The sequence below is a fragment of the Marinobacter sp. genome (assembly GCF_048269445.1).
Lineage (GTDB): Bacteria > Pseudomonadota > Gammaproteobacteria > Pseudomonadales > Oleiphilaceae > Marinobacter.
The window spans coordinates 218473-241709 of record NZ_JBLXIQ010000003.1; the positions used below are offsets into that span (position 1 = coordinate 218473).

26 protein-coding genes are annotated in these 23237 nt (G+C 57.1%); 11 read left to right on the forward strand and 15 right to left on the reverse strand.

The genetic code is table 11. From position 1 onward, the window contains the following. Window positions 1-118: 118 nt before the first annotated feature. The 4 genes from ACN0XM_RS07280 to zapE all read right to left on the reverse strand — a co-directional run bounded on the left by ACN0XM_RS07280 (window position 119) and on the right by zapE (window position 5921). The gene (locus tag ACN0XM_RS07280; RefSeq protein WP_417566266.1) at window positions 119-1480 is read right to left on the reverse strand and encodes a DUF1329 domain-containing protein; all 1362 of its coding nucleotides are present in this window, start codon (window positions 1478-1480) and stop codon (window positions 119-121) included. Between the two features lie 33 nt (window positions 1481-1513). Next, complete coding sequence (locus ACN0XM_RS07285; RefSeq protein WP_417566267.1) at window positions 1514-3367, reverse strand: DUF1302 domain-containing protein; 1854 nt, start codon at window positions 3365-3367, stop codon at window positions 1514-1516. Window positions 3368-3602: 235 nt separating this feature from the next. Further along, a complete protein-coding gene (locus ACN0XM_RS07290; RefSeq protein ID WP_417566268.1) occupies window positions 3603-4787 on the reverse strand; it encodes a thiolase family protein in 1185 nt (394 codons plus the stop codon). A gap of 36 nt (window positions 4788-4823) precedes the next feature. Continuing rightward, window positions 4824-5921: a cell division protein ZapE gene (zapE, locus tag ACN0XM_RS07295; RefSeq protein WP_417566596.1), complete on the reverse strand. Its 1098-nt coding sequence runs from the start codon at window positions 5919-5921 to the stop codon at window positions 4824-4826. Window positions 5922-6153: 232 nt separating this feature from the next. Between zapE and ACN0XM_RS07300 the strand changes: the two genes are divergently transcribed. Next, window positions 6154-6594, forward strand: coding sequence for a YhcB family protein (locus ACN0XM_RS07300; RefSeq protein WP_417566269.1), 441 nt, complete (start codon window positions 6154-6156; stop codon window positions 6592-6594). A gap of 45 nt (window positions 6595-6639) precedes the next feature. On the opposite strand, the gene ACN0XM_RS07305 is transcribed toward ACN0XM_RS07300, so the two are convergent. From ACN0XM_RS07305 to ACN0XM_RS07355, 11 genes are all read right to left on the reverse strand, one after another. Further along, a complete protein-coding gene (locus tag ACN0XM_RS07305; RefSeq protein ID WP_417566270.1) occupies window positions 6640-7383 on the reverse strand; it encodes a Nif3-like dinuclear metal center hexameric protein in 744 nt (247 codons plus the stop codon). A gap of 248 nt (window positions 7384-7631) precedes the next feature. Beyond that, on the reverse strand, window positions 7632-8684 hold the full coding sequence (hisC, locus tag ACN0XM_RS07310; protein WP_417566271.1) for a histidinol-phosphate transaminase: 1053 nt from the start codon (window positions 8682-8684) through the stop codon (window positions 7632-7634). A gap of 157 nt (window positions 8685-8841) precedes the next feature. Then, on the reverse strand, window positions 8842-10146 hold the full coding sequence (gene hisD / locus ACN0XM_RS07315) for a histidinol dehydrogenase (protein WP_417566272.1): 1305 nt from the start codon (window positions 10144-10146) through the stop codon (window positions 8842-8844). A gap of 265 nt (window positions 10147-10411) precedes the next feature. Then, window positions 10412-11053: an ATP phosphoribosyltransferase gene (hisG, locus tag ACN0XM_RS07320; protein WP_417566273.1), complete on the reverse strand. Its 642-nt coding sequence runs from the start codon at window positions 11051-11053 to the stop codon at window positions 10412-10414. Window positions 11054-11082: 29 nt separating this feature from the next. Beyond that, the gene (gene murA / locus ACN0XM_RS07325; RefSeq protein ID WP_417566274.1) at window positions 11083-12345 is read right to left on the reverse strand and encodes a UDP-N-acetylglucosamine 1-carboxyvinyltransferase; all 1263 of its coding nucleotides are present in this window, start codon (window positions 12343-12345) and stop codon (window positions 11083-11085) included. A gap of 28 nt (window positions 12346-12373) precedes the next feature. After that, a complete protein-coding gene (locus tag ACN0XM_RS07330) occupies window positions 12374-12616 on the reverse strand; it encodes a BolA family protein (protein WP_417566275.1) in 243 nt (80 codons plus the stop codon). 116 nt (window positions 12617-12732) lie between these two features. Next, window positions 12733-13065: an STAS domain-containing protein gene (locus ACN0XM_RS07335; RefSeq protein WP_417566276.1), complete on the reverse strand. Its 333-nt coding sequence runs from the start codon at window positions 13063-13065 to the stop codon at window positions 12733-12735. Beyond that, a complete protein-coding gene (locus ACN0XM_RS07340) occupies window positions 13062-13715 on the reverse strand; it encodes an MlaC/ttg2D family ABC transporter substrate-binding protein (RefSeq protein ID WP_417566277.1) in 654 nt (217 codons plus the stop codon). Before ACN0XM_RS07340 ends, ACN0XM_RS07335 begins: the two co-directional genes overlap by 4 nt. Before the next feature lie 16 nt (window positions 13716-13731). After that, window positions 13732-14190: an outer membrane lipid asymmetry maintenance protein MlaD gene (gene mlaD / locus ACN0XM_RS07345; protein ID WP_417566278.1), complete on the reverse strand. Its 459-nt coding sequence runs from the start codon at window positions 14188-14190 to the stop codon at window positions 13732-13734. A 34-nt stretch (window positions 14191-14224) separates the two neighbouring features. After that, complete coding sequence (gene mlaE, locus ACN0XM_RS07350; protein WP_099616902.1) at window positions 14225-15007, reverse strand: lipid asymmetry maintenance ABC transporter permease subunit MlaE; 783 nt, start codon at window positions 15005-15007, stop codon at window positions 14225-14227. Next, window positions 15004-15816, reverse strand: coding sequence for an ATP-binding cassette domain-containing protein (locus tag ACN0XM_RS07355; RefSeq protein WP_417566279.1), 813 nt, complete (start codon window positions 15814-15816; stop codon window positions 15004-15006). Before ACN0XM_RS07355 ends, mlaE begins: the two co-directional genes overlap by 4 nt. Before the next feature lie 189 nt (window positions 15817-16005). Between ACN0XM_RS07355 and ACN0XM_RS07360 the strand changes: the two genes are divergently transcribed. The 10 genes from ACN0XM_RS07360 to ACN0XM_RS07405 all read left to right on the forward strand — a co-directional run bounded on the left by ACN0XM_RS07360 (window position 16006) and on the right by ACN0XM_RS07405 (window position 23233). After that, a complete protein-coding gene (locus tag ACN0XM_RS07360) occupies window positions 16006-16986 on the forward strand; it encodes a KpsF/GutQ family sugar-phosphate isomerase (protein ID WP_417566280.1) in 981 nt (326 codons plus the stop codon). After that, window positions 16986-17561 carry a KdsC family phosphatase gene (locus tag ACN0XM_RS07365; protein WP_417566281.1) on the forward strand — a complete coding sequence of 192 codons (576 nt, stop codon included), beginning with the start codon at window positions 16986-16988 and terminating at the stop codon, window positions 17559-17561. Before ACN0XM_RS07360 ends, ACN0XM_RS07365 begins: the two co-directional genes overlap by 1 nt. Before the next feature lie 20 nt (window positions 17562-17581). Further along, window positions 17582-18151, forward strand: a complete 570-nt coding sequence (lptC, locus tag ACN0XM_RS07370) for an LPS export ABC transporter periplasmic protein LptC (RefSeq protein WP_417566282.1) — start codon at window positions 17582-17584, stop codon at window positions 18149-18151. Further along, window positions 18135-18689 carry a lipopolysaccharide transport periplasmic protein LptA gene (lptA, locus tag ACN0XM_RS07375; RefSeq protein WP_417566283.1) on the forward strand — a complete coding sequence of 185 codons (555 nt, stop codon included), beginning with the start codon at window positions 18135-18137 and terminating at the stop codon, window positions 18687-18689. Before lptC ends, lptA begins: the two co-directional genes overlap by 17 nt. Beyond that, window positions 18667-19392, forward strand: a complete 726-nt coding sequence (lptB, locus tag ACN0XM_RS07380; protein WP_417566284.1) for an LPS export ABC transporter ATP-binding protein — start codon at window positions 18667-18669, stop codon at window positions 19390-19392. Before lptA ends, lptB begins: the two co-directional genes overlap by 23 nt. Before the next feature lie 157 nt (window positions 19393-19549). Beyond that, complete coding sequence (locus tag ACN0XM_RS07385) at window positions 19550-21076, forward strand: RNA polymerase factor sigma-54 (RefSeq protein ID WP_417566597.1); 1527 nt, start codon at window positions 19550-19552, stop codon at window positions 21074-21076. A gap of 101 nt (window positions 21077-21177) precedes the next feature. Next, window positions 21178-21486, forward strand: a complete 309-nt coding sequence (hpf, locus tag ACN0XM_RS07390; protein ID WP_417566285.1) for a ribosome hibernation promoting factor — start codon at window positions 21178-21180, stop codon at window positions 21484-21486. A gap of 86 nt (window positions 21487-21572) precedes the next feature. After that, window positions 21573-22043, forward strand: coding sequence for a PTS IIA-like nitrogen regulatory protein PtsN (gene ptsN / locus ACN0XM_RS07395; protein WP_417566286.1), 471 nt, complete (start codon window positions 21573-21575; stop codon window positions 22041-22043). Window positions 22044-22071: 28 nt separating this feature from the next. Beyond that, entirely contained in the window at window positions 22072-22956 is an 885-nt protein-coding gene (gene rapZ, locus ACN0XM_RS07400; protein ID WP_417566287.1) for an RNase adapter RapZ, read from the forward strand. Between the two features lie 7 nt (window positions 22957-22963). Beyond that, complete coding sequence (locus ACN0XM_RS07405; protein WP_417566288.1) at window positions 22964-23233, forward strand: HPr family phosphocarrier protein; 270 nt, start codon at window positions 22964-22966, stop codon at window positions 23231-23233. The last annotated feature ends 4 nt before the right edge of the window (window positions 23234-23237 follow it).

The following is a 23237-nucleotide window of genomic DNA, read 5'->3' on the forward strand; positions in this document are numbered from 1 at the left end:
AAGGTTAAACCAATTGAGGGGCGGGCTGCAAAATTTTGACGTAAAAGGATTTTATGGCGTGTTAAAAAAACGGCGGGCCCAAAGGCCCGCCGTTTTTATTCATGCTTTGAGGTTGCGCTTATCGGGTACCCGCGCGGCGAAGTGCCGCGGGAGTGTAATCCCTGGAGCTACGCTCAACACCAAACTCATATGGGTTTTCTTCTTCGTTTGTCAGGCCAAGGGCCAGATAACGACCAGAAAGCAGATCATACAGTGTCTCTATGGCATACCAGGGAACGTTCTGGTCATAGAACTGCATGTTGTGGGCTTCAGCAACACGCCAGAGCTCACCACGACCGTCGTAGTGGTCAATTACCGAGGCCTGCCAGGAGTCTTCATCGACGTAGAAGTCACGCTGGGCATAGATGTGACGCTCACCCTCTTTCAGAGTTGCACGCACGTGCCATACTCGATGCAGTTCATAGCGGGTGAAATCCTGATTTATGTGGCCGGCCTTGATGATCTGATCATAGGTCAGGCTCCGGTCAACCAGCTTGTAGGAGTTGTACGGAATGTACATTTCCTTCTTACCGACCAGCTCCCAGTTGTAACGATCCGGTGCACCGTTAAACATGTCAAAGTTATCAGAGGTACGCATACCATCTGCGGCCGTACCCGGTCCGTCGTAGGCTACCTGGGGCGCACGGCGAACGCGGCGCTGACCAGCGTTGTAGACCCACGCACGACGTGGCTCAGCAACCTGATCGATGGTCTCGTGAACCAGCAGTACGTTACCGGCCAGGCGAGCCGGACCGGTAATAGCCTGCTTGAAGTAGAACAGCACGTTCGGATCTTCACCCGGGCTGTAATCTTTGAGGTAGGTACGCCAGGTCAGCTCGTCCTGAAATTTCACGACAGAGAAGTCGCCGCCCTCGGTTGGTGTTACCTGGCCAACGTTACGCTGGACCGACCCACCGCGGTAGCGGGTAATGTGGTTCCAGATCACTTCCAGGCCGTTCTGAGGGATCGGGAAGGGCGTCGCAGACTGGTAGTTGCCCAGGCCATTTCCATCCTTGATCAACTCAACCTTGGTTGCATTCTCAACGGTCTGCTCCATGACTTCCTGCGGGTAGGCCGCAGAGCGGTGAGTTTCATACACCGGCATGAAGTAGTCGTCGTAACGCTTGATCATGGCAACCTGCCCCGGGGACAGCTTGTCTTTGTACTGTTCAACGTTGCTCTGATCGATGGTGAACTTCGGCTCTTCGTCGGGGTAAGGGCTTACGTATATGCCGTCACCCTTGTAGTTGGCCGGAGGCGTGGTCACGCCCCCTGTCCACGGGGGGATTTCCCCACCATTGCCGGCTTTCATTGCACCCATCGGTGTCAGTGAATCACCCAGCTTGGCCGCTTCTTCAGCAGAAACCGCACCCCAGGCCTGGCCGGCAAACATGCTCGCTGCCAGAACGCCTGTGGCCAGTAGTTTCTTGTTCAGTTTCATTTAAATTCCCTCGTTAAACGAATTTTTGCCGGTTCAGAATGAGTAGGAAACACTTGCACTCACGAAATCGCGGTCAGTCAACTCGTTATACGGCTTGCCGCCGAAAAAGTTTGTATAGCCGATTTCACCGGTGATCTTGTTCTGGTAAACCGCCTCAACGGACAGGCCGATAGCCTTGCTGCCCTCGTTGAAGGCGCCGCCTGGTTGCGGGCTGTAACCCTCAACATCGTGGCTCCAAGCCAGCTGCGGTGACAGATTAACACCCGCAAGCGCGTTCGGGTAACTCCACACCAGCCGGGTACGGTAACCCCAGGAGAAGTCGGTTGTGAAGCCTTCGTTGTTACAATAGTTGGTATTGATGTTTACACCCAACTTACAGGCATCAAGACCGCCAGCGCTTGGGATCGTTCCCACGCCGAAAGTACCTGATCGACCGTAACGAGCCTGATCGTAATCCGGCAGGTCATGCACGTAGGTCGCGCCGAATTCCGTGATCAGGGAGAGGCGGCTTGCGCCCATTACCTGGTCAAAGAACTTGATCAGAGTGAACTGGGCCTGCGACACGCCGAACTCGTCGTAGCCTTTAACCTTGGAGCCCGGTGGGATTTCGCCTCCAAATTCTTCCTTTCTACGCTGCTCGAGAAGACTTACATCGGTGCCGTCCACCGGGTTATCCAGCTGAACACCGCCGTAGAGCAGCTCGAAGGCGTTCCACTGCAGGGGCAGCTTGTCGCGATAGGAGTATTCCGCACCCAGTGACCAGCCGCCCGGGGTGGTGGTGTTGATGCTGATGCCGTAGAGGTTGATGTTCTCCGGGTACTCGATGAAGTAGGAGGGGAACTGCTCTCCGGTATCCTTCACCGTGCCGCTGACGTAGGGCAGACGGCTGTTGTACTTGATGTAGTAGAAGCCCAGCTCGGAATCATTCAGGGCCGGCACGTACCAGCGCATGGCGACACCGAACTGATCTTTGGAATCGGCTTCATTGTCACCCAGGCGTGGCGCGACAAAGCCCTGGGCCAGTGCCTGGGAATCCGACAACTGGCCGGCAAGCAAAACCGGGCCACAGCCGTCTGATGCAAAATCGTTGGTGGAGAAGAAGGTGCCGCAGTCGTCAGCGCGAATGGGTTCCCAGTCGGCCTGCACGAAGGTTTCCAGGGTAATGTTCTCGGTCACACCGGCAGACATGTAGAACATTTCAACAGGCAGCAGGGCGTCTTTCAGCTCTGAGCCAGGCGCCCGGAAGGCGGGAACGTCTACCGGGTTGATAACGTTGATACCGCCCTGGATGAAGGTACTCTCACCCCAGCTCAGCACCTGTTTGCCATAACGGAGACTGACCGGAACATTACCGAAGTACCAGTCCGAGAATACATAGGCGTCGAGGATTTCCCCACCAGAGGCGTTGCCTTTGGCTTCGTCGTTCAGTTCGCGGCGCTGGCCAACGTAATCAACAGCACGGCCTTCGTCTTTCAGTTCAAAGTCATACCAGTAGCGGCCCCGGAGCAAGCCACCGACTCGTGTCAGGTAGGTACTGTCGACGTCGTAGTTGAGGTAAAGTTCGCTGTTGCCTTTAACGATTTTGGAGTAGGTGTCGCCTTTTTCGAAGTTCAGGTTGCCGTCGTCGTAGTTGTTGGTGGAGGCACCGATATTCGCGAGTGAGCCGCCTGGAGCATACTCAGGGCCAAGGTTACCCTGAGCGATGAGGCGTTTATCGCGATCTTCGACTCGCCAACCGACACCGGCGGACAGCGTGGTGTTGAACTGGGCTTCCACATCTCCCATGTAAAACGAATAGGCTGCTGCCTGACCGGACATTCCGGCTGCAACTGCCACGGCCAGCGGTAATTTGGTCCAACGCTGCCATTGGTATGTTTTTCTTGTCATTGGAAGGCTACTCCATTGTTGTTCTGAGTCGCTGCTCTGATTATTGGTGTTCACGATGTATTGGAGGCTTCGTGCACAGTGCTCGTGATGTTGGCACTATAGCTAACGCCTTCGAGCGCTTTGATCAGTCAAAAGTATGATTTTGCTCTCACACCTCTATTACCGCCGGGTTTCGTCGCACAGAATCACTATAGACAACAATTTTCGTTGCAACCACTTTGGTTTTGGTGGGTTTTTAGAGCATCTCGATCGCCATGGCAGTCGCCTCACCACCACCAATGCACAGTGCCGCGATGCCTTTCTTTTTGCCGTAACGCTGAAGGGCATACATCAGGGTAACCAGCAGGCGAGAGCCAGTGGAGCCGACTGGGTGGCCCTGGGCGCAGGCGCCGCCGTGGATGTTGACTTTCTCCGGGTCCAGCCCGAGTTCGCGGATCGGCATCATGGCAACCATGGCGAAGGCTTCGTTGATTTCAAACAGGTCGACGTCTTCCTTGCTCCAGCCGGTTTTGCCGAACAGGGTTTCGATGGCACCAACCGGAGCGCAGGTGAACTCGGATGGATGCTGGGACTGTGTGCTGTGGCCAACGATTCGGGCCAGGGGTTTGAGCCCACGTTTTTCGGCTTCGGATTCACGCATCAGAACCAGTGCGGAGGCGCCATCGGAGATGGAGGAAGCGTTGGCGGCGGTTACGGTGCCGTCTTTGGAGAAGGCTGGGCGGAGGCTGGGGATCTTTTCGATGTTGGCGTTGTGGGGTTGTTCATCATCTTCGACAACCACTTCGCCTTTGCGGTTTTTTACGGTGACCGGGATGATTTCGTCCTTCAGCAGGCCCGCTTCGATGGCTTTCTTGGCCCGGGTCAGCGAGGTGATGGCGTATTCGTCCATTTCTTCGCGGGTGTAGCCTTTCTTGTCTGCCATTTCCTGGGCAAAGGCGCCCATCAGGCGACCGGTTTCGGCGTCTTCCAGCCCGTCGAGGAACATGTGGTCCTGGGGCGCCTGGCCCGGGCCCATCCGATAGCCGGTGCGAACGCCCTGAAGGATGTAAGGGGCGTTGGACATGCTTTCCATGCCGCCGGCGACCATGATGTCGTTGCTGCCGGCCTTGATCAGATCATGGGCGAACATGGCGGCTTTCATGCCGGAGCCGCAGAGTTTGTTGATGGTGGTGGCACCGGTGTTGTCCGGCAAACCGGCCTTGCGCATGGCCTGGCGTGCCGGGCCCTGTTTGAGGCCGGCGGGAAGCACGTTACCCATGATCACTTCCTGCACGTCGGCAGGTTGCAGGCCGGCGCGCTTTACGGCTTCGGCGATGGTGATGGCGCCCAGGTCAGTAGCGCTGACACCGGCCAGGCTGCCCTGGAAGCCGCCCATGGGGGTGCGTGCACCGCTTACGATTACTATGTTGTCATTGCTCATGGCTGAATCTCTCTGTCGGTTCAATATCAATGTTTTTTATGGTTTATGCGGTGCTTCGAGGTACTCCCGGGACTGCATTTCCAGCAGGCGGGATTCGGTACGCTCGAATTCGAAGCTCAGGCGGCCGCCGGTGTAGAGTTCGGTGATGGGCGCGGCGGCAGAGATGATGACTTTGACGTTGCGATCGTAAAATTCATCAATCATGTTGATGAAACGACGGGCCTGGTCGTCTTTTTCCTTGCCCAGCACTGGCACGTTGCTGACGATGATGGCGTGGAACTGGCGGGCCATTTCGATGTAGTCGTTCTGGCTGCGGGGGCCATCGCAGACGTCTTTGAAATCGAACCACACCACGTCGTCCGCGTGGGCCTGAGCCGGGATTTTTCGACCGTTGATTTCCATGGTCTTACTGTGCTTTCCGGCCTCAACCGCCAGTCCATCAAAGCTTTTCCGGAGGCTGACGTCGGCGTCCTCGTCCAGGGGCGAATGGAACAATTCTGCCTGCTCCAGAGTCCGCAACCGATAGTCGACGCCACCGTCGACGTTGACCACATCGGTGTGCTGTTTGACCAGTTCAATGGCAGGCAGGAACCGAGCTCTCTGAAGGCCGTCTTTGTATAGTCCGTCTGGCACGATATTGGACGTGCACACGAGGGTGACGCCCCGACTGAACAGGCCGTCCATCAGGGTGGCGAGGATCATGGCATCGCCGATGTCCGAGACGAAGAATTCGTCGAAGCAGATAACCCGGGTCTCGTCCGCAAACTTCTTGGACACCAGCTCCAGGGGGTTTTTTTCGCCCTTGAGGGATTTGAGTTCGTTATGAACCCGCTGCATGAAACGGTGAAAGTGAACCCGCATTTTGCGATCGAACGGCAGGGACTCGTAGAACGTGTCCATCAGGTAGGTTTTACCGCGGCCGACTCCGCCCCAGAAATACAGGCCCTTAACCGGCTTTTCCCGACCTTTTTTCAGTTTGCGGCGCAGTTTGGTCACTGCCTTGTTACGATCGCTTTCGGCTTCCACCAGTTTGTCGTACAGTGATTGAAGTCGCTTGACAGCATCTTCCTGGGCCGGGTCCTTCTGAAAATCCGGGCGTTCAAGATCCTTCTGGTAACGTTGCCAAGGGGTCAGGGTCGCATTGTTTTCGGAGGACATCGGAACTGTCATCAAGGTATTCCCGGAAGTTGGTCGTAAATTTGGGCGCAGTATTGTCTCGCATTTGGCGATTTTTCGCCACGTTGGGCGCCAGGGGAGCAATACGACGATTGGCGCAGGCCACAATTATGGGATGATGGAGCCCGGGGCGTTATACTCGGGTTACAGGGGCTTGGCTCACTTCTAGGTAAAAAGGACGACACAGCATATGACAAACCTGATTCTGGCAGCGATTGCCGCATTGGTTGTTGGCATTGTCATCGGGGTATTTGTTGGCCGTTCCGGGCAGGGAACGACGCTTCGGCAGCGCCGGGCGGAACAGCAGATTGACGAACTGAAAAGCGAGTACACGCGCTACCAGGCCCAGGTGAATGAGCATTTCATGGAATCGGCCCATTTGCTGCGCCGGTTTAATGATGTCTACCGGGATGTAAACCAGCATCTGGCACGTGGTGCCAACCGTCTTTGTAATGATGAAGACTGGATGGAGGAGCTGGCGCAGGAGACTTCCAGGAAGCGTCTGGAGGAGGTTCGTGAGGATGGCGTTGAGCCGCCGAGGGATTATGCTCCCAAGACGGACCCGAAGGATTCCGGGACGCTTGCTGAGGACTTCGGTCTCAAGAAGGGCGACAAGCCTCAGCAGGCTTGATGCCCTGAATTCTATAAGACTGCGCGTTTGGTGCTTTCACTCTCGTTAAACCGGATTATCGCAATCGATGAATTTGTGCGTTATGCCAAACTCATTAGCCAACGCCTTCCCGAGAGCCTGCACACCATAACGTTCAGTGGCGTGATGGCCGGCGGCATAATAATGAATGCCGCATTCTCTTGCTGTATGCGTTGTCGGTTCGGATATTTCGCCGCTGATGTAGGCATCGAGGCCGGCTTCCAGGGCTGTATTGATGAATCCTTGTGCGGCGCCGGTGCACCAGCCTACCCGTTTAACCAAGCTAGGGCCCTCGCCAACCCATAAGGGCTCGCGATGGAGCTGTCTGGCGAGATGCGAGCCGAATTTCTCTGGAGACATCGCCTCTTCAAGCTCACCTTCCCAGACCAGACCACCCAACGGGCGTGGGTTTTTTATGCCCAGAACGTCCGCTAACTGGCGGTTGTTGCCGTATTCGGGGTGGTCATCCAACGGCAGATGGTAGGCGACGAGGTTGATGTCGTTGTCGAGAAGCTGTTTCAGGCGTTCACGTTTCATCCCCTGGATGCGCTGGTCTTCGCCTTTCCAGAAATAGCCGTGGTGAACGAGGATCATATCGGCGTTCGCCTCAATGGCGGCTTCGATCAGGGCTTTCGAGGCGGTTACGCCGGATACGACGGTCTTGATTTCGGACTTGCCTTCAACCTGCAGACCATTCGGACAGTAGTCCTGAAAGTCACCGGGCTGAAGCCATTGTTCGATTCTAGTAAGGATCTCGTTTCGATCTGCCATAAAAATCTCCCGACGGGGCTATATCTTCGAAGTTAGAAGAGCGGGGCGGCGATCACGTTTCGGAAATGTTGGAGGCCATGAATGGCCGGAAACAAGCGCACATGGGTGCGGCCGAGCGCTTATGAAGCAAAGCTTCATGCGACAAACGCACGACAGCAATCTGTGATTGCTGGCCGGACCCGCTTGCGGGTGCTCGTAGCGGTTTCCGAAACGTGATCGCCGCCCTGCTCCACCCGATAACCCGAAGGCTAGAGTGACTGGAGGCCAGCAATCAAGGCATCATTCTGAGACGGTGTGCCGATAGTGATCCGCAAAAAGTCACTAATACGGGCCTTGTTAAAATGCCGAACAATAATGCCCTGCTCTCTCAGGCCTTTTGCCAAAACCTCGCCCTGCTGCTCTTTATGGCGGGCAAAGATGAAATTTGCCTTCGAGGGTAACACCTCAAAACCAAGGCCCTCGAGGGCTGCCGTTACCCGTTCCCGTTCGCTGATCACGCCGTCACAACATTTCCGGAACCAGGCTTCGTCTTCGTAGGCTGCCTTGGCGCCGGCAAGGGCCAGACGATCAAGGGGGTAGCTGTTGAAGCTGTTTTTTACGCGATTCAGCGCTTCGATCAGGTCCGGGTGCCCCACGGCAAAACCCACTCTCAGGCCCGCGAGAGAACGGGCCTTGGAAAGCGTCTGGGAAACCAGCAGGTTCGGATACTGGTCGACCAGGGTAACTGCGCTTTCACCGCCAAAATCAATGTAGGCTTCGTCTACCACAACCACGCGGTCTGGATTGGCGAGCAGGATTTCTTCGACATGCTGCAATCCAAGGTAACGGCCTGTCGGCGCATTCGGGTTCGGGAAGATGACGCCGCCATTGGGCTGTTTGTAGTCTTTCGGGTTGATCTCGAAGCTGTCAGTGAGCGGTACAATTTTGCTCTCGATGTTGTAGAGGCCGCAGTACACCGGGTAGAAGCTGTAGGTAACGTCCGGGAACAGAATGGGTTCGCCGTGCTGGAACAGGCCATAAAAAATGTGCGCCAGGACTTCGTCGGAGCCGTTGCCCAGGAAGACCTGTTCGGGCTTGATGCCGTGGTAGGTGGCAATGGTCTGGCGCAGACTTTCACCTTCCGGATCCGGGTAGAGACGGAGGTTGTCGTTCAGTTCGGCCTGGATGGCTTCTATGACTTTTGGCGAAGGGCCAAAGGGGTTTTCGTTGGTGTTCAGCTTCACCAGGTTGGCCATTTTTGGCTGCTCGCCTGGGACGTAAGGGACCAGGTCGTTGACCAATGGGCTCCAAAATTTGCTCATTTTAGGCTCCGAGCTTACGGCATGTTGGTGACCGCCTTTCCGGGAACCGCTACGAGCACATCCATGTGCGCTTGTTTCGAGCCATCCATGGCCCTCTACATTCCCGGAAAGGCGGTCACCAACATGCCTGCGTACATAAGGGGTAGATTCGACTAACTTAATCCTTAATTCGATATTCCGCTGACCGTGCATGGGCGGTTAACCCCTCGCCCCGTGCCAGTACTGATGCCACACGTCCCATCCGATTCGCTCCCTCGGCGCTGAAGCCAATGAGGGAGGACCGCTTCTGAAAATCGTAGACGCCCAGCGGCGACGAGAACCGAGCGGTGCCGCTGGTGGGCAGTACGTGGTTCGGGCCGGCGCAGTAGTCACCGAGGGCTTCGGCGGTGTAGCGGCCCATGAAGATGGCGCCGGCGTGGCGGATGTCTTCGAGCATGGCCTCGGGGTCTTCCACCGACAGCTCCAGGTGTTCCGGAGCAATGCGATTAGAGACAGCGGCGGCGGCTTTCAAATCGGCGACCTGGATCAGGGCTGCGCGGTCGGTGATGGAAGTGCGGATGATGTCGGCGCGCTCCATAGTGGGCAGCAGTTTATTAATGCTGGCTTCGACTGCGTCGAGGAACGCGGCGTCCGGGCTGATCAGGATGGACTGGGCCTGCTCATCGTGCTCGGCCTGGGAAAACAGATCCATGGCGATCCAGTCCGGGTCGGTTTTGCCGTCGCAAATCACCAGAATTTCCGAAGGACCTGCGATCATGTCGATGCCAACCACACCGAAGACCTCCCGCTTTGCCGTAGCAACGAAGATGTTACCAGGGCCGACGATCTTATCGACGGCAGGTATGGTTTCGGTGCCATAGGCCAGCGCACCCACTGCCTGGGCGCCACCCACTGTGAAAACGCGATCAACACCGGCAATAGCCGCAGAGGCCAGGACCATATCGTTCACAACACCGTCTGGCGTGGGGACAACCATGATCACCTCGCCCACACCCGCAACCTTGGCCGGAATGGCATTCATCAGTACAGAAGATGGGTAAGCGGCTTTGCCGCCCGGCACGTAGAGACCTGCCCTATCAAGTGGTGTGACCTTCTGGCCAAGCACGGTTCCGTCTTCGTCCTCGTACTGCCAGGATTTCTGGTTCTGCCGCTCGTGATAATCCCGAATCCGGTCAGCTGCTTTCTCCAGTGCCTGGCGCTGGTCCCGTGGGATCGCTTCCAGAGCCTGCTGCAGACGGCTCTGGCTCATCTCCAGATCAGCAACGCTGCCCACCTTCAGGCGATCAAACTTCTCAGTAAATTCCAGAACCGCCTGATCACCACGGGTTTTCACCTCATGCAGGATATGACGCACCGACTCGCTCACCTGATGATCAACGCTATCGTCCCAGGCCAGAAGTTTGGCCAACGAGCTGTCGAAGTCACTATTCAAGGCGTTCAGTCGTTTGATGCTAACGGTCATAACTCAAATCCTGCTCTGGATTGTTGACTTGCTTCTGCCGGATACCCGCCAGCAATGCGGGATACTAACTAAAAGTGTAAGGCTTTCCAGGCAACGCAGTGTGACGAAGCGATCGGGGCAGGCATTCCAAAACTGTGCGGAGCCAGGGATGGCGGAGCCCAAGCGCCACAGGGATGTGCCGCAGGGAGCGTGTTTTGGAATGCCTGCCCCGATCGCTTCAGCCCCAAGGCTCAAACTGGAAAGCCCTTCCTGACCGGCTCTTGCACTATGGCCGGCGCTTTTCCACGGCTGCGGACATTTTTTCAATTATGGGATTAATACGCTCGTGTTTCATCTTCATGGACGCGCGATTTACCACCAACCGGCTACTGATGTTCTCGATCAATTCTCGGGCTTCAAGGCCGTTGGCCTTCAGGGTATTCCCCGTATCAACAATGTCCACGATCTCATCAGCTAAACCAAGAATAGGAGCCAACTCCATTGCACCATAAAGCTTGATGATGTCCGCCTGACGACCCTGTGCCGAGTAGTAACGGCGAGCCAGGTTCACAAACTTTGTCGCCACCTTGATACGACCAGGCGGTGGAGTTTGACCTTTCGGACCAGCCGTCATCAGGCGGCAACGGGAAATGTTCAGGTCCAGAGGCTCATAGAGGCCTTCCCCACCGTGCTCCATCAGGACATCCTTGCCCGTCACACCCAGATCCGCACCACCATACTGAACATAGGTTGGCACATCGGTCGCGCGGATGATCAGCACCCGTACATGGGGATCCGTGGTCGGAAACACCAGCTTGCGGGATTTCTTGATGTCGTCAACCAGCTCGATGCCGGCTTCCGCCAGCAGCGGCAGGGTTTCTTCCAGGATTCGTCCCTTCGACAAGGCGATGGTGATGGAATCTGTCATGGATTCTTCCGGTTTCCCGTTGATGTCATTCACGCCGGCAGTCGGCGGATGGTGGCACCCAGCAACTGCAGCTTCTCTTCGATGCACTCGTATCCGCGGTCAATATGGTAAATACGGTCTACGATGGTATCGCCGTCGGCCACGAGGCCGGCGATCACCAGGCTGGCGGATGCCCTGAGGTCCGTGGCCATGACCGGTGCGCCGGTCAGATGGTCGACGCCCTTGATAATGGCAGCGTTACCTTCGAGGGTGATGTCCGCGCCCATTCGGATCAGTTCCTGCAGATGCATGAACCGGTTTTCGAACACGGTTTCCACGATGGTGCCTGAGCCTTCGGCAACTGCGTTCATGGCGGCGAACTGGGCCTGCATATCCGTCGGAAACGCCGGATAAGGCGCTGTACGGATGCTCACCGCTTTCGGGCGGTTGCCTTTCATGTCCAGTTCAATCCAGTCCGGGCCTGTACTGATGTGAGCCCCGCCCTCTTCAAGCTTGAGCAGAACCGCTTCGAGCAGTTCTTCTCGGGTATCCTTGAGCTTTACCCGGCCGCCGGTTGCGGCGGCTGCGACCAGGTAGGTGCCGGTTTCGACACGGTCTGGCAGCACGTTGTAATGACAGCCGTGCAGGCGCTCGACTCCGTTGATTTCGATGGTTGCCGTGCCATGGCCCTTGATGTCGGCACCCATGGCAATCAGACACTCGGCCAGATCCACCACTTCGGGCTCGCGGGCGGCGTTTTCCAGGATGGTTTTACCGTCAGCCAGCGCAGCAGCCATCATCAGGTTTTCGGTGCCGGTTACCGTGACCGTGTCGAGGAAGATATGGGCGCCCTTGAGGCGGCCATTGGTCTTGGCCCTGATGTAGCCATTCTCGACGGTAATGTCCGCGCCCATCATTTCCAGGCCGTGAATGTGCAGGTTTACCGGGCGGCTACCGATGGCGCAGCCACCGGGCAGGGATACTTCCGCTTCACCGAAGTGGGCGACCAGCGGGCCCAGCACGAGAATGGAAGCCCGCATGGTCTTCACCAGTTCGTAGGGCGCGTGAAAGTGCTTGATGGTGTTAGCGTGGATTTCCACACTCATCTTCTCATCAATGATCACTTCAACGCCCATGCGGCCCAGGAGCTCGATCATGGTGGTTACGTCGTGCAGGTGTGGCAGATTGCCGACGGTCACCGGCTCATCCGCCAGCAGGGTCGCTGCCAGAATAGGCAGAGCAGCGTTCTTGGCACCGGAAATCCGGATTTCACCATCCAGGGGCTTGCGGCCCCTGATCAGAAGTTTGTCCACAATAAATATCCTGTCTTGTATGGGCTCTTCAGCCTTGGCGCTCAGCCCATTCAGCCGGAGTAAAGGCTTTCGGATGGAGTGCGTGAATTGCGCCATCCATGATCTGCTGGAACAGCGCCTTGTTGATCAGCTGCTGGCGCTTGATGGTCGGCAGGCCTTCGAATACATCACCCACCACGACGACCATATAATGGGTACCATCAACCTGTACCTGCACTTCGCAGCCGGGCAGTGCCTTTTTGACCAGCTCGGTTACTTCGGCGGCATCCATAGAAAATCCTCGGGTGTTTTGAAATCAGGGCGGGATTGTAACCAATTCCGAAGCCCGGGTCAGCTTTCCTGTCCTGCCACCAGAGGGGTCGGAACCGGCAAGCTTGGCGGGAGGGTTCAGTGGGCGGGATGCACGGATTCTGGGCCGAAGCCAGCAAGCTGGTCTTCCAGGTTGCTCAGGGCGGCCAATGAGGCCAAGCGACCACTGACACCCCGAAACGACAGGGCAATACCCGCCTGGTGCGCCAGTCGCTGCCAGCAAAGCAACATGGACAAGACAACACTGTGGGCGGTGACCAGCCCGTCCAGATCGACAACAAGATTTTCGGACGCGGTCCTGATCAGCCTTTCGCCCTGCTCTCTCAGGGCTACGACAGTATCCGCGCTCACTTCCCCGGTAACCATCAGCACGCCATCCGTCAGCTGAGCCTGCGGCACTCTGGAGGTCATGACTTGTCCACTTTATTCTCAAGGTCCAGGGACTTGGCTGCATCACTCCAGCCGTCGATCACAACCTGAATCTGGCCTCGGTTTTCTTCCATTTCCTGGCTGAAACGGTCCCGGAAGGCCAGCCCGATGTTCACACCTTCAACGATGACGTTCTCCATCAGCCAACGACCATCGCCGGTCTTGTACATGGAATAGGTGACCGGATACCGGTTACCGGACGCACTAATCACCTCCATCTGAACTGACGCCCGGGCGTCATTCTCCGGGTTGATGGTGGCTTCCTTGACCTCGATTGCGAAGTCCTCGGCGTTTACCAACGCCTGAGCGTAACTGTCGAAGAGGCTGCGCTTGAACGCGACCACAAACGCATCCCGCTGCTCAGGGGTGGTCTGGCGGGCGTATCGGCCCATCACCCGGGCTGCAATGCGCCGGAAATCCACGAAATCTGTCAGCGCCTCGTCCATGCTCTGGTAGAACGCGTCGGGATCCTTCTCGTAGAGCCCCCGCTCTTTATTAAGCTTGTCTACCAGCCGCTGAGTATTCTCATCCACATAGTCGCGGAGATCCTCAGCTTCGCCAGCCTGAACAGGCGCCACCAGAAACAGCGCCATTAAAAAGCCAAGGAAAATGTGGTTTTTCAGTGCAGACATCAGGGTCTCCTGTCGATTAATTCTCAGCGCGGCCTGAAGCAAAGTTACTGATAAGTCGCTCAAGGTTCATGGCCGACTGGGTGGAATAGAAGGTATCACCCTCTTTGAGGGACTCCATTTCGGCACCGATTGATATATCAATGTACTGCTCTCCGAGCAGGCCGGATGTACGTATAATTGCGGAACTGTCAGCCGGAATGTTATCAACGTCAGAGTAAATCGACATCTTAACCCGCGCCTGAAAGGTCTCCTTGTTAAGCGTGATGGATTCAATGGTCCCGACGGTGACACCTGCCATGGATACACGGCCGCGCGGAGTCAGCCCGCCGGAATCGTTGAAGTTGGCATAAATGGTGTAGGTGCTTTCAGCGGATTTCGCCGACAAGCCGCTCACCTGCAGCGCCAGAACCAGCAGGGCTGCGCAGCCCGCGATCATGAACAGGCCAACAATGATCTCAGTCGTTCTTTGTGCCATTTCCGGCTCCGGTATTATCTCGTTAATCGATGATTCAGAAATCGCCAAACATGACAGCGGTCAGTATAAAGTCCAGGCCCAGCACAGCCAGAGACGAGTACACCACGGTTTTGGTGGTCGCGGAGCTGATGCCTGCCGATGTCGGCACACAGTCGTACCCCTGGTACACAGCAATCCAGGCGCAGACGAAACCGAATACGACACTTTTGATCATGCCATTGAGCACGTCGTCAACAAAATCCACCGACGACTGCATGTTGCCCCAGAAGGAGCCCTCAAACACGCCAAGCCAGTCTACGCCAACCAGCATGCCACCCCAGATACCGATAACGGAGAAAATGGCAGCAAGCACCGGCATGGAAATAAAGCCGGCCCACAGCCGCGGCGCCACCACCCGGCGCAGCGGATCCACCCCCATCATTTCCAGGCTGGACAGCTGCTCGGTGGCCTTCATCAGGCCGATTTCCGCCGTCAGGGCGGAGCCGGCACGGCCCGCGAACAGCAGCGCCGTTACCACGGGGCCCAGCTCCCGCACCAGGGTCAGGGCAATCATCTGGCCGATGGCGGCTTCGGAGCCGTAATCACTGAGAATGGTGTAACCCTGCAGCGCCAGCACCATGCCGATGAACAGGCCGGAAACTACGATAATTGGCAGCGATAACACGCCAACCGCATACAGCTGTTTCACCAGCAGCGGGAAGCCGGTTGCCGGCCGGGGCACGCCCGCCAACACGCCGGCAAGAAAACGGCCCGACCGGCCAAACGACGAGACAACGTCCAGGCCAAGCCGGCCGAACGCAGCAATTCGGTCTATCAAGACACACCCCCGGAAAGCCCGAAATCCCTGGCGGCACCCTCTGCCGGATAATGGAAGGGCACTGGCCCGTCTGGCTGGCCCTGAAGAAACTGCTGGACCTGGCCGGACGGGTGTTCGCGAAGCTGCTCCGGTGTGCCCTCACCAATGATCTTGCCATCGGCAATGATGCAGGCGTAATGGCAGATGCTGAGGGATTCCGGTACATCGTGGGATACGAGCACACTGGTCAGCCCCATGGAGCTGTTCAGATCCCGGATCAGCTTTACCAAAACGCCCATGGCGATGGGATCCTGGCCGGCAAAAGGCTCATCGTACATGATCAGTTCCGGATCCAGCGCAATGCTTCTCGCCAGGGCAACGCGTCGGGTCATGCCTCCGGACAGTTCCGAAGGCATCAGGTGCCGGGCACCACGCAGCCCCACGGCTTCGAGCTTCATCAGCACGACATCCCGGATCATGTCCTCCGGAAGTTTGGTGTGCACACGCAGGGGGAAGGCAACGTTCTCGAATACGCTCAGGTCGGTGAACAACGCACCGCTCTGGAACAACATTCCCATTTTTTCCCGGAATGCGTAGAGGGCTTTGCGCCTGAGCTTGGGCACGTCGTGGCCGTCTACCACGACACTGCCGGAATCAGGTCGGAGTTGACCGCCGATCAGACGCAGGAGTGTGGTTTTACCAGTTCCGCTGGGACCCATGATCGCGGTTATCTTTCCGCGAGGAATATCCAGGCTGACGCCGTCGAAAATACGGCGCCCGGAACGGGAAAACACAACGTCCCTGAGCGATATGTAAGCCGATGAATCCATAGTCCTTACCTTTCAAAGAGGGGCTACATTATGCCAAGGAGCGCCTAAGCTCAATCCAAAGAACCCAAAATGTACTGACAGCAATGATCAGTCTGACTGAACTTTCGGTAACCGGGCATCGTTTCCGGGCGAAAATGATATACTCCCCCTCACCAATGCCAATGTCTCAACAGTTAGGCCCAAAGCCCGATGACCGAACAGAACCCGATCGATTTCCGAACGCCCGCCCTCCGAGCCATCCGCATCGAGCGTGATGCCATCGATGCCCTTGAGGGCCGTATCGACGATCACTTTACCCGGGCCTGCGATGTCATTATGAAGTGCAAGGGCCGCGTGGTGGTTACCGGCATGGGCAAGTCCGGCCACATCGGGAACAAGATCGCCGCAACGCTGGCCAGCACCGGCACGCCCTCGTTTTTTGTTCATCCGGGCGAGGCCAGTCACGGCGACATGGGTATGATTACACCCCAGGATGTGGTTATCGCCATTTCCAACAGTGGCAACACCAGCGAAGTAGTCACCATTCTGCCACTGATCAAACGCATGGGCGCCCCACTGATCAGTATGACCGGCAATGCGAATTCCACTTTGGCTCGCGAAGCCGTGGCCAACCTGGATGTCAGCGTACAGGTAGAAGCCTGCCCCCTGGGCCTGGCACCAACGTCGTCCACCACCGCAACCCTGGTGATGGGCGATGCGCTCGCGGTCGCCCTGCTTGAGGCAAGAGGCTTCAGCGCCGAAGATTTCGCCTTTTCCCATCCGGGCGGAAGTCTGGGCCGACGACTGTTGCTGCGGGTTTCTGACATTATGCATACCGGCGATCGCATTCCGGTGGTCAGCGAGAGCACGCCGCTCAGCGGTGCCCTGCTGGAAATCTCCCGCAAGGGCCTCGGCATGACGACTATCGTGGATGAAAAGGGCGCGCTTACAGGAATATTTACGGACGGCGACCTTCGCCGGACCCTGGACCGCTCAGTAGACATCCACAATACCCCGATTCATGAGGTGATGACCCGGCATGGAAAAACCATCCAGGCCGATCATCTGGCGGCAGAAGCACTGAATGTGATGGAAGAAATGAAGATCAACGCCCTGCCAGTCACCGATGACAACGGTGCCCTGGTCGGCGCCATCAATATGCACGACCTGCTTCGGGCGGGAGTGATTTAATGGTCAGCCACCCGCTGCAAAACGAATGGCCCGAATCCCTCTTGGCGAAAGCGGCAAAAATCCGGCTGATCGCGCTGGATGTCGACGGCATCATGAGCGACGGCAAGCTTTACTTCAGCGCCACCGGCGATGAGCTCAAGGCGTTCAACATTCTCGACGGCCTGGGCCTGAAACAGCTGATGGCTGCGGGTATAACTGTGGCGGTCATCACCGGGCGCAAGTCGCCACTGACGGAAAAACGCATGGGGGACCTGGGTATTGCCCACCTGATGCAAGGGCGGGAAGACAAGAAAGTGGCCCTGCAGGAACTGGTCAGCACCATGGACATCAGCCGCGAAGCGATTGCCTACATGGGTGACGACCTGCCAGACCTGCCGGCCCTGACGTTTGCAGGCCTGGGAATCACCGTGCCCAATGGTTACTGGCTGGTCCGGCAGCATGCGGATTACTGCACCCGGGCCCAGGGAGGAAACGGTGCCGTCAGGGAGGCTTGCGATCTGCTGCTTAGCGCCCAGGGAAAGCTGAACGCAGCGCTGGCCCCTTATCAGGGGTCTGACCAAGAGGTTAGCCCGTGAACTGGCTCCCGGATCGACCTATGTTGCGAACACTGGCACTGGCGGGCACCATTGTCGCGGCGGTGTTCCTGCTCTGGCGAAGCGATGAGCCTAAGGTTTTCGACAGGCAGGCCGCCGATCTGAGAGGCGATACCGAACCCGACGGATTCGTGATCAATGGCGACTACACCTCATTCGATGAAGCCGGCAATCTAAAGGTCAGCTTTACCAGCCCGCGGATCGAGCAGTTCGAGGAGGGCAACCTGGCCACCATGGAATCACCCCGGGCCGAGCTTTACGGCGACGCCGGCGGTGCAGATACCCTGCCCTGGATTGTGGAAGCCGAAAATGGCAGCCTCCTGCAAAATGAAAATCTGCTTTACCTGACCGGCAATGTCCGGATACTCCGGAGTATTGGCGGTCGGGACACTACCCTGACAACGTCAACCCTGACCCTGGACAACGACCGGGGCATGGCATACACGGATGCGCCCGTTGAAATACGCGACGTTACGGGAATCACCCGCGCCACGGGCATGAAAGCGTGGATCGACGAGCGGATTCTGGAACTGAACTCCCAGGTGGAAGGACTCTATGAAACCGGAAACTAACCGATACCGGGGGCTAATTGCTGCCCTGCTGACCATCGCCATGGCCGGTCCGGCAGCAGCTTTTGACCTTAATTCTGACATTCCCATCAGGGTAACCGCAGACAACGCCCGCCTCGACGATGGCCAGGGTATCGCCACCTACACCGGCGACGTAGAGCTGGAACAGGGCAAGACCCGGCTGAGCGCGGAGCGTGTGGTTCTGTACCGTGACCAGAGCGGCCTGAGCCGGATTGAAGCTTTCGGAAGTCCGGCCCGTTACCGCCAGCCAACCCGTGCGGGCGATGGTGAAACCGACGCCAGGGCCCTCAACATCACCTGGTCAGCCACTGACCAGCGCCTGACTTTTGAAAGGGAAGCTGTCATCGAACAGAATGGCAACCTGTTCCGGGGCGATGTCATCCATTATGATACCGCCCGCCGGGTCGTTACTGCAGAAGGTGGTGCCGACACCGGAAGCGGTTCCGGCCGGGTTGAGATGGTGATTCAGCCACGCAGCACCAACATACAGGGTTCCGATGGCAGTTCTGAGAGCCAGTAATCTGGCAAAGAGTTACAAACAGAAAAAAGTAGTGATCGACGTTTCCCTGGAAATCCGCAGTGGGGAAATTGTTGGCCTGCTGGGCCCCAATGGCGCGGGTAAAACCACCTGTTTTTACATGATTGTGGGGCTGGTTCCCGCCGACCGCGGCCGGATCACCATCGACAGTCGCGACATCACGCATTTGCCCATGCACGGCCGGGCTCGCCAAGGCATCGGCTACCTCCCCCAGGAAGCCTCGGTATTCCGTAAACTGACGGTACGGGACAACATCATGGCGATCCTGGAGACCCGCAAGGGGCTGGGCAAGGCAGAGCGGGAAAGCAAGCTGGAAGAACTGCTCAAGGAGTTCCACATTACCCATATCCGCGACAGCATGGGAATGGCCCTGTCTGGTGGTGAGCGGCGGCGTGTGGAAATTGCCAGAGCCCTGGCAATGGAGCCAGCCTTTATCCTCCTGGATGAGCCGTTCGCCGGTGTTGACCCCATTTCCGTAAGTGATATCAAGCACATCATCCGGCATCTGCGAGACAAGGGGATCGGTGTGTTGATTACCGACCACAATGTGCGTGAGACCCTGGACATCTGCGAGAATGCCTACATCGTTTCCGGTGGACACATCATCGCCTCCGGCAATGCCGAGGCCATTCTGGCCAATCAGCAGGTGAAGGAAGTGTACCTGGGCAATGAATTCAGGCTGTGATGCCTAATGGCCGATTGTTTTGATGATCTGTAGCAAGTAAACTCGGCAAAGAACTTGCTAGGGTAAAACGAAACCAAGGCAAGTGACCGACATATATAGATTTTTTCACTACCTACGACACCAATCGCTGATGAGTGACGGATCCTGAACCATGGTGATGAAAGCCTCCTTACAGTTAAAGCTGGGTCAGAGCCTGACCATGACGCCCCAGCTGCAACAGGCGATCCGGCTGCTACAGCTTTCCACTCTCGACCTTCAGCAGGAAATCCAGCAGGCTCTGGAGTCCAACCCCATGTTGGAAACGTCCGAGGATGATGACCAGTCTGAGTCGGAGACCGACACCCGGAATGACGAACGGGAGGCTAATGCCACCGAGTCAGCCGCTGAAACAGCACCCGAACCTACGTCCGACTGGGACGAAACCGAAAACGGGCCAGACTGGTCCTCGGAAAACGAGATTCCGGACAATATCCCCGATGACCTGCCAGTCGACACCGCCTGGGATGATATTTACCAATCCGCGCCGGCGTCGGCAGCCCGTAACGACGACGAAAACGATCACGACTTCGAGACCCGCAACTCCCCCACCGAGACGCTCCAGGATCACCTGGAATGGCAACTGAACCTCACGCCCATGAGCGAACGGGACCAAGCCATTGCGCATGCACTGATGGACGCAGTGGATGAACGCGGTTATCTCACCAGCCCCCTGGAAGAGATCCATGCGGGGTTGCTGGATGAAAACGAAGAAGACCCCCTTGAACTGGATGAAGTGGAGGCGGTCCTTCACCGGCTGCAGCATTTCGATCCTCCCGGCGTGTTCGGCCGCGACCTGCAAGAATGCCTGCTGATCCAGCTCAACCAGCTGCCGCCGGAGACGCCCTGGCTGGCCCAGGCTCGCCTGATTATCACCCATTACATCAATCTGCTGGGCAACCGCGACTACGCCCAGCTGTTGCGCCGCAGTCGACTGAAAGAAGAGCAGTTGCGGGACGTACTGGCCTTGATTACCGGCCTGAACCCCCGCCCCGGCGACGTGATTGACCGCGCCGAACCTGACTACGTGATTCCGGATGTGATTGTTCGCAAACACAACGGACGCTGGCGCGTTGAGTTGAATCCGGAAATTGCTCCGCGCATCCGCGTCAATGCCAGCTATGCTTCTCTTATAAGGCGGGCGGACAGCAGTGCCGACAACACCTACATGCGGGACCAGCTGCAAGAGGCGAAATGGTTTATCAAGAGCCTTCAGAGCCGCAATGAAACTCTGCTGAAAGTGGCTACCCGTATTGTCGAGCACCAGCAGGGCTTTCTGGATCAGGGTGAGGAAGCCATGAAACCGCTGATCCTCTCGGACATCGCCCAGGCGGTTGAGATGCATGAGTCCACGATTTCCCGGGTAACCACCCAGAAATACATGCACACTCCCCGGGGAATTTTTGAGCTTAAATATTTCTTCTCCAGCCATGTCAGCACTGACGAAGGCGGCGAATGCTCTTCCACGGCGATACGCGCGATGATCAAAAAGCTGATTGCCGCGGAAACGCCGAAAAAGCCGTTGAGCGACAGTAAAATTGCAGCCATGCTAGGAGAACAGGGAATCAAGGTTGCGCGACGCACCGTTGCCAAGTATCGGGAGGCCATGCACATCCCGCCCTCGAATGAACGCAAGCGACTGGTCTGAACACCTTGAGGTCCGGGCGCTACGCAGTAATCGCCGGCGCACAATGCGCCAGCACCCAGACCGGCTCCCGGGAGCCGGTACGATGACAACAGGAGACGCCTATGCAACTCAATATTTCAGGCCATCACGTAGAACTGACTCCCGCATTGAAGGATTATGTTTCAGAGAAGTTCCAGAAGCTCGAGCGCCACTTTGACCACATCAGCAACTCCCAGGTAACCCTGGAAGTGGAAAAGGTGCGTCAGATTGCGGAAGCGACGCTGCACGTAGTTGGTGGTGAGATTCACGCAAAGGCAGAGAACGAGGATATGTACGCGGCTATCGACGCCCTGATCGACAAGTTGGACCGCCAGATTCTCAAGCACAAGGAAAAGAACGTAGACCGGATGCACGGAAACGGCGGCCGCTAACGGGCTGTTTTCATGCAAGTCACCCAATCGAGCTGCGACACGGTTGACGTGCCGCAGCCTTTTTTTAACGGAAGTGCAGTCGATTCATGAGCGACACACCCCTGACCATAGACAACATTCTTGCACCGGAGCTGACCCTTTGCCGGGTGTCCGCCTCCAGCAAGAAACGGGCCCTGGAGTTTATTGCCGAGCAGATAAACCACCAGGACAATACGCTCAGCGAAACCCAGATTTTCAATAATCTGATCTCCCGGGAGCGTCTTGGCAGTACCGGCATTGGCCAAGGCATTGCCATCCCGCACTGCCGCCTGGAAGGCCTGGATCACGTGGTAGGCGTGCTGATGACGCTGGGAGAAAGCGTTGAGTTCGACGCCATCGACAACCAACCCGTGGACCTGATCTTTGCCCTGGTTGTGCCCAAGGAGGCCACCAGTGAACACCTGGAACTGCTCAGCCAACTGGCCGAAAAATTCAATGACCGGTCGTTCTGTGATCGCCTCCGGCAATGCGAGGACGCCAGCACCTTGTACGAGCGCATGACCGCCCCGGGCGGATGATATTCATTGCAGTGGAGGTAACGTGGTCATGAAGCTGATTATCGTGAGTGGCAGGTCTGGATCGGGCAAGAGTACCGCACTACATGTGCTGGAAGATCTCGGCTTCTATTGCATAGACAACCTCCCTATTGGTCTGCTCTTTCCCCTCACCCGGGAAGCCGCCAGCCAGACCAGGCCCGGCCGGCTCGGCAAGATGGCCGTCAGCATCGATGCCCGTAACCTTTCCGGGGAACTGGCCAACTTCGAGGAGATCTACCGTCGCCTTCAGGAAACCGGGGTGACCGTTGAGATCATCTTCCTGGATGCCGACGAGCAGTCCCTGCTGCAGCGTTTCCATGCAACCCGCAGAAAGCACCCGCTCAGTGATGACAAAACCTCCCTGCGGGAAGCCATCGCCAGTGAAAAGAACCTTCTTGAACCGCTTTCCAAGCTTTCAGACCTGTATGTGAACACCACCGGCATGTCCATGTACGAACTACGGGATATGGTGAAGCAGCGGGTTGTTGGCAGGAAAGACCAGGAACTGGCACTGCTGTTCCAGTCGTTTGGCTTCAAGCACGGTGTACCACTGGATTCCGACTATGTCTTCGATGTTCGATGCCTGCCTAACCCCTACTGGGATACCAGTCTTCGCAAGTATGTGGGTACGGACCAACCGGTGATCGAATTCCTTGAAAAGGAGCCGGCCAGCCGGAAGATGATCGAAGACCTCAAGGCTTTCCTGGACACCTGGCTGCCCTCCTTCGCGGACAGCAATCGCAGCTATATGACGATTTCCATTGGCTGCACCGGAGGCCAGCACCGCTCTGTGTATGTGTGTGAACAGCTGGGCGAGCACTTCCGGCAGCGGTACAACAATGTGCAGGTGCGCCACACCGAACTGCCACATTTGCAGACACGGGAAGAGATCTGATCAGCCCATGATTCGCCGCCCGATTACCATCATCAACAAACTGGGGTTGCACGCTCGTGCCACCGCCAAGCTGGTTGCCACCGCCTCCGAATTCGACTGCAGCGTTCGAATTACTGGCAAGGGCCGGGATGTGGACGCCAAAAACATCATGCAGGTGATGATGCTGGCCGCCAGCAAAGGCACCGATGTTGAGCTCGTTGCCGACGGGCCAGACGAGGATCAGGCCATTGAGGCGCTGGTGGAACTCATTAATGATTATTTCGGCGAGGGCGAATAAGCTC

Excerpts from the sequence above, each read along its gene's own strand:
- ACN0XM_RS07280 (WP_417566266.1), bottom strand. The coding sequence starts at position 1,480 with ATGAAACTGAACAAGAAACTACTGGCCACAGGCGTTCTGGCAGCGAGC.
- ACN0XM_RS07285 (WP_417566267.1), bottom strand. The coding sequence starts at position 3,367 with ATGACAAGAAAAACATACCAATGGCAGCGTTGGACCAAATTACCGCTG.
- ACN0XM_RS07290 (WP_417566268.1), bottom strand. The coding sequence starts at position 4,787 with ATGAGCAATGACAACATAGTAATCGTAAGCGGTGCACGCACCCCCATG.
- ACN0XM_RS07300 (WP_417566269.1), top strand. The coding sequence starts at position 6,154 with ATGACAAACCTGATTCTGGCAGCGATTGCCGCATTGGTTGTTGGCATT.
- ACN0XM_RS07305 (WP_417566270.1), bottom strand. The coding sequence starts at position 7,383 with ATGGCAGATCGAAACGAGATCCTTACTAGAATCGAACAATGGCTTCAG.
- hisC (WP_417566271.1), bottom strand. The coding sequence starts at position 8,684 with ATGAGCAAATTTTGGAGCCCATTGGTCAACGACCTGGTCCCTTACGTC.
- hisD (WP_417566272.1), bottom strand. The coding sequence starts at position 10,146 with ATGACCGTTAGCATCAAACGACTGAACGCCTTGAATAGTGACTTCGAC.
- hisG (WP_417566273.1), bottom strand. The coding sequence starts at position 11,053 with ATGACAGATTCCATCACCATCGCCTTGTCGAAGGGACGAATCCTGGAA.
- ACN0XM_RS07330 (WP_417566275.1), bottom strand. The coding sequence starts at position 12,616 with ATGGATGCCGCCGAAGTAACCGAGCTGGTCAAAAAGGCACTGCCCGGC.
- ACN0XM_RS07335 (WP_417566276.1), bottom strand. The coding sequence starts at position 13,065 with ATGACCTCCAGAGTGCCGCAGGCTCAGCTGACGGATGGCGTGCTGATG.
- ACN0XM_RS07340 (WP_417566277.1), bottom strand. The coding sequence starts at position 13,715 with ATGTCTGCACTGAAAAACCACATTTTCCTTGGCTTTTTAATGGCGCTG.
- mlaD (WP_417566278.1), bottom strand. The coding sequence starts at position 14,190 with ATGGCACAAAGAACGACTGAGATCATTGTTGGCCTGTTCATGATCGCG.
- ACN0XM_RS07355 (WP_417566279.1), bottom strand. The coding sequence starts at position 15,816 with ATGGATTCATCGGCTTACATATCGCTCAGGGACGTTGTGTTTTCCCGT.
- ACN0XM_RS07360 (WP_417566280.1), top strand. The coding sequence starts at position 16,006 with ATGACCGAACAGAACCCGATCGATTTCCGAACGCCCGCCCTCCGAGCC.
- ACN0XM_RS07365 (WP_417566281.1), top strand. The coding sequence starts at position 16,986 with ATGGTCAGCCACCCGCTGCAAAACGAATGGCCCGAATCCCTCTTGGCG.
- lptC (WP_417566282.1), top strand. The coding sequence starts at position 17,582 with ATGTTGCGAACACTGGCACTGGCGGGCACCATTGTCGCGGCGGTGTTC.
- lptA (WP_417566283.1), top strand. The coding sequence starts at position 18,135 with ATGAAACCGGAAACTAACCGATACCGGGGGCTAATTGCTGCCCTGCTG.
- lptB (WP_417566284.1), top strand. The coding sequence starts at position 18,667 with ATGGCAGTTCTGAGAGCCAGTAATCTGGCAAAGAGTTACAAACAGAAA.
- ACN0XM_RS07385 (WP_417566597.1), top strand. The coding sequence starts at position 19,550 with ATGAAAGCCTCCTTACAGTTAAAGCTGGGTCAGAGCCTGACCATGACG.
- hpf (WP_417566285.1), top strand. The coding sequence starts at position 21,178 with ATGCAACTCAATATTTCAGGCCATCACGTAGAACTGACTCCCGCATTG.
- ptsN (WP_417566286.1), top strand. The coding sequence starts at position 21,573 with ATGAGCGACACACCCCTGACCATAGACAACATTCTTGCACCGGAGCTG.
- rapZ (WP_417566287.1), top strand. The coding sequence starts at position 22,072 with ATGAAGCTGATTATCGTGAGTGGCAGGTCTGGATCGGGCAAGAGTACC.
- ACN0XM_RS07405 (WP_417566288.1), top strand. The coding sequence starts at position 22,964 with ATGATTCGCCGCCCGATTACCATCATCAACAAACTGGGGTTGCACGCT.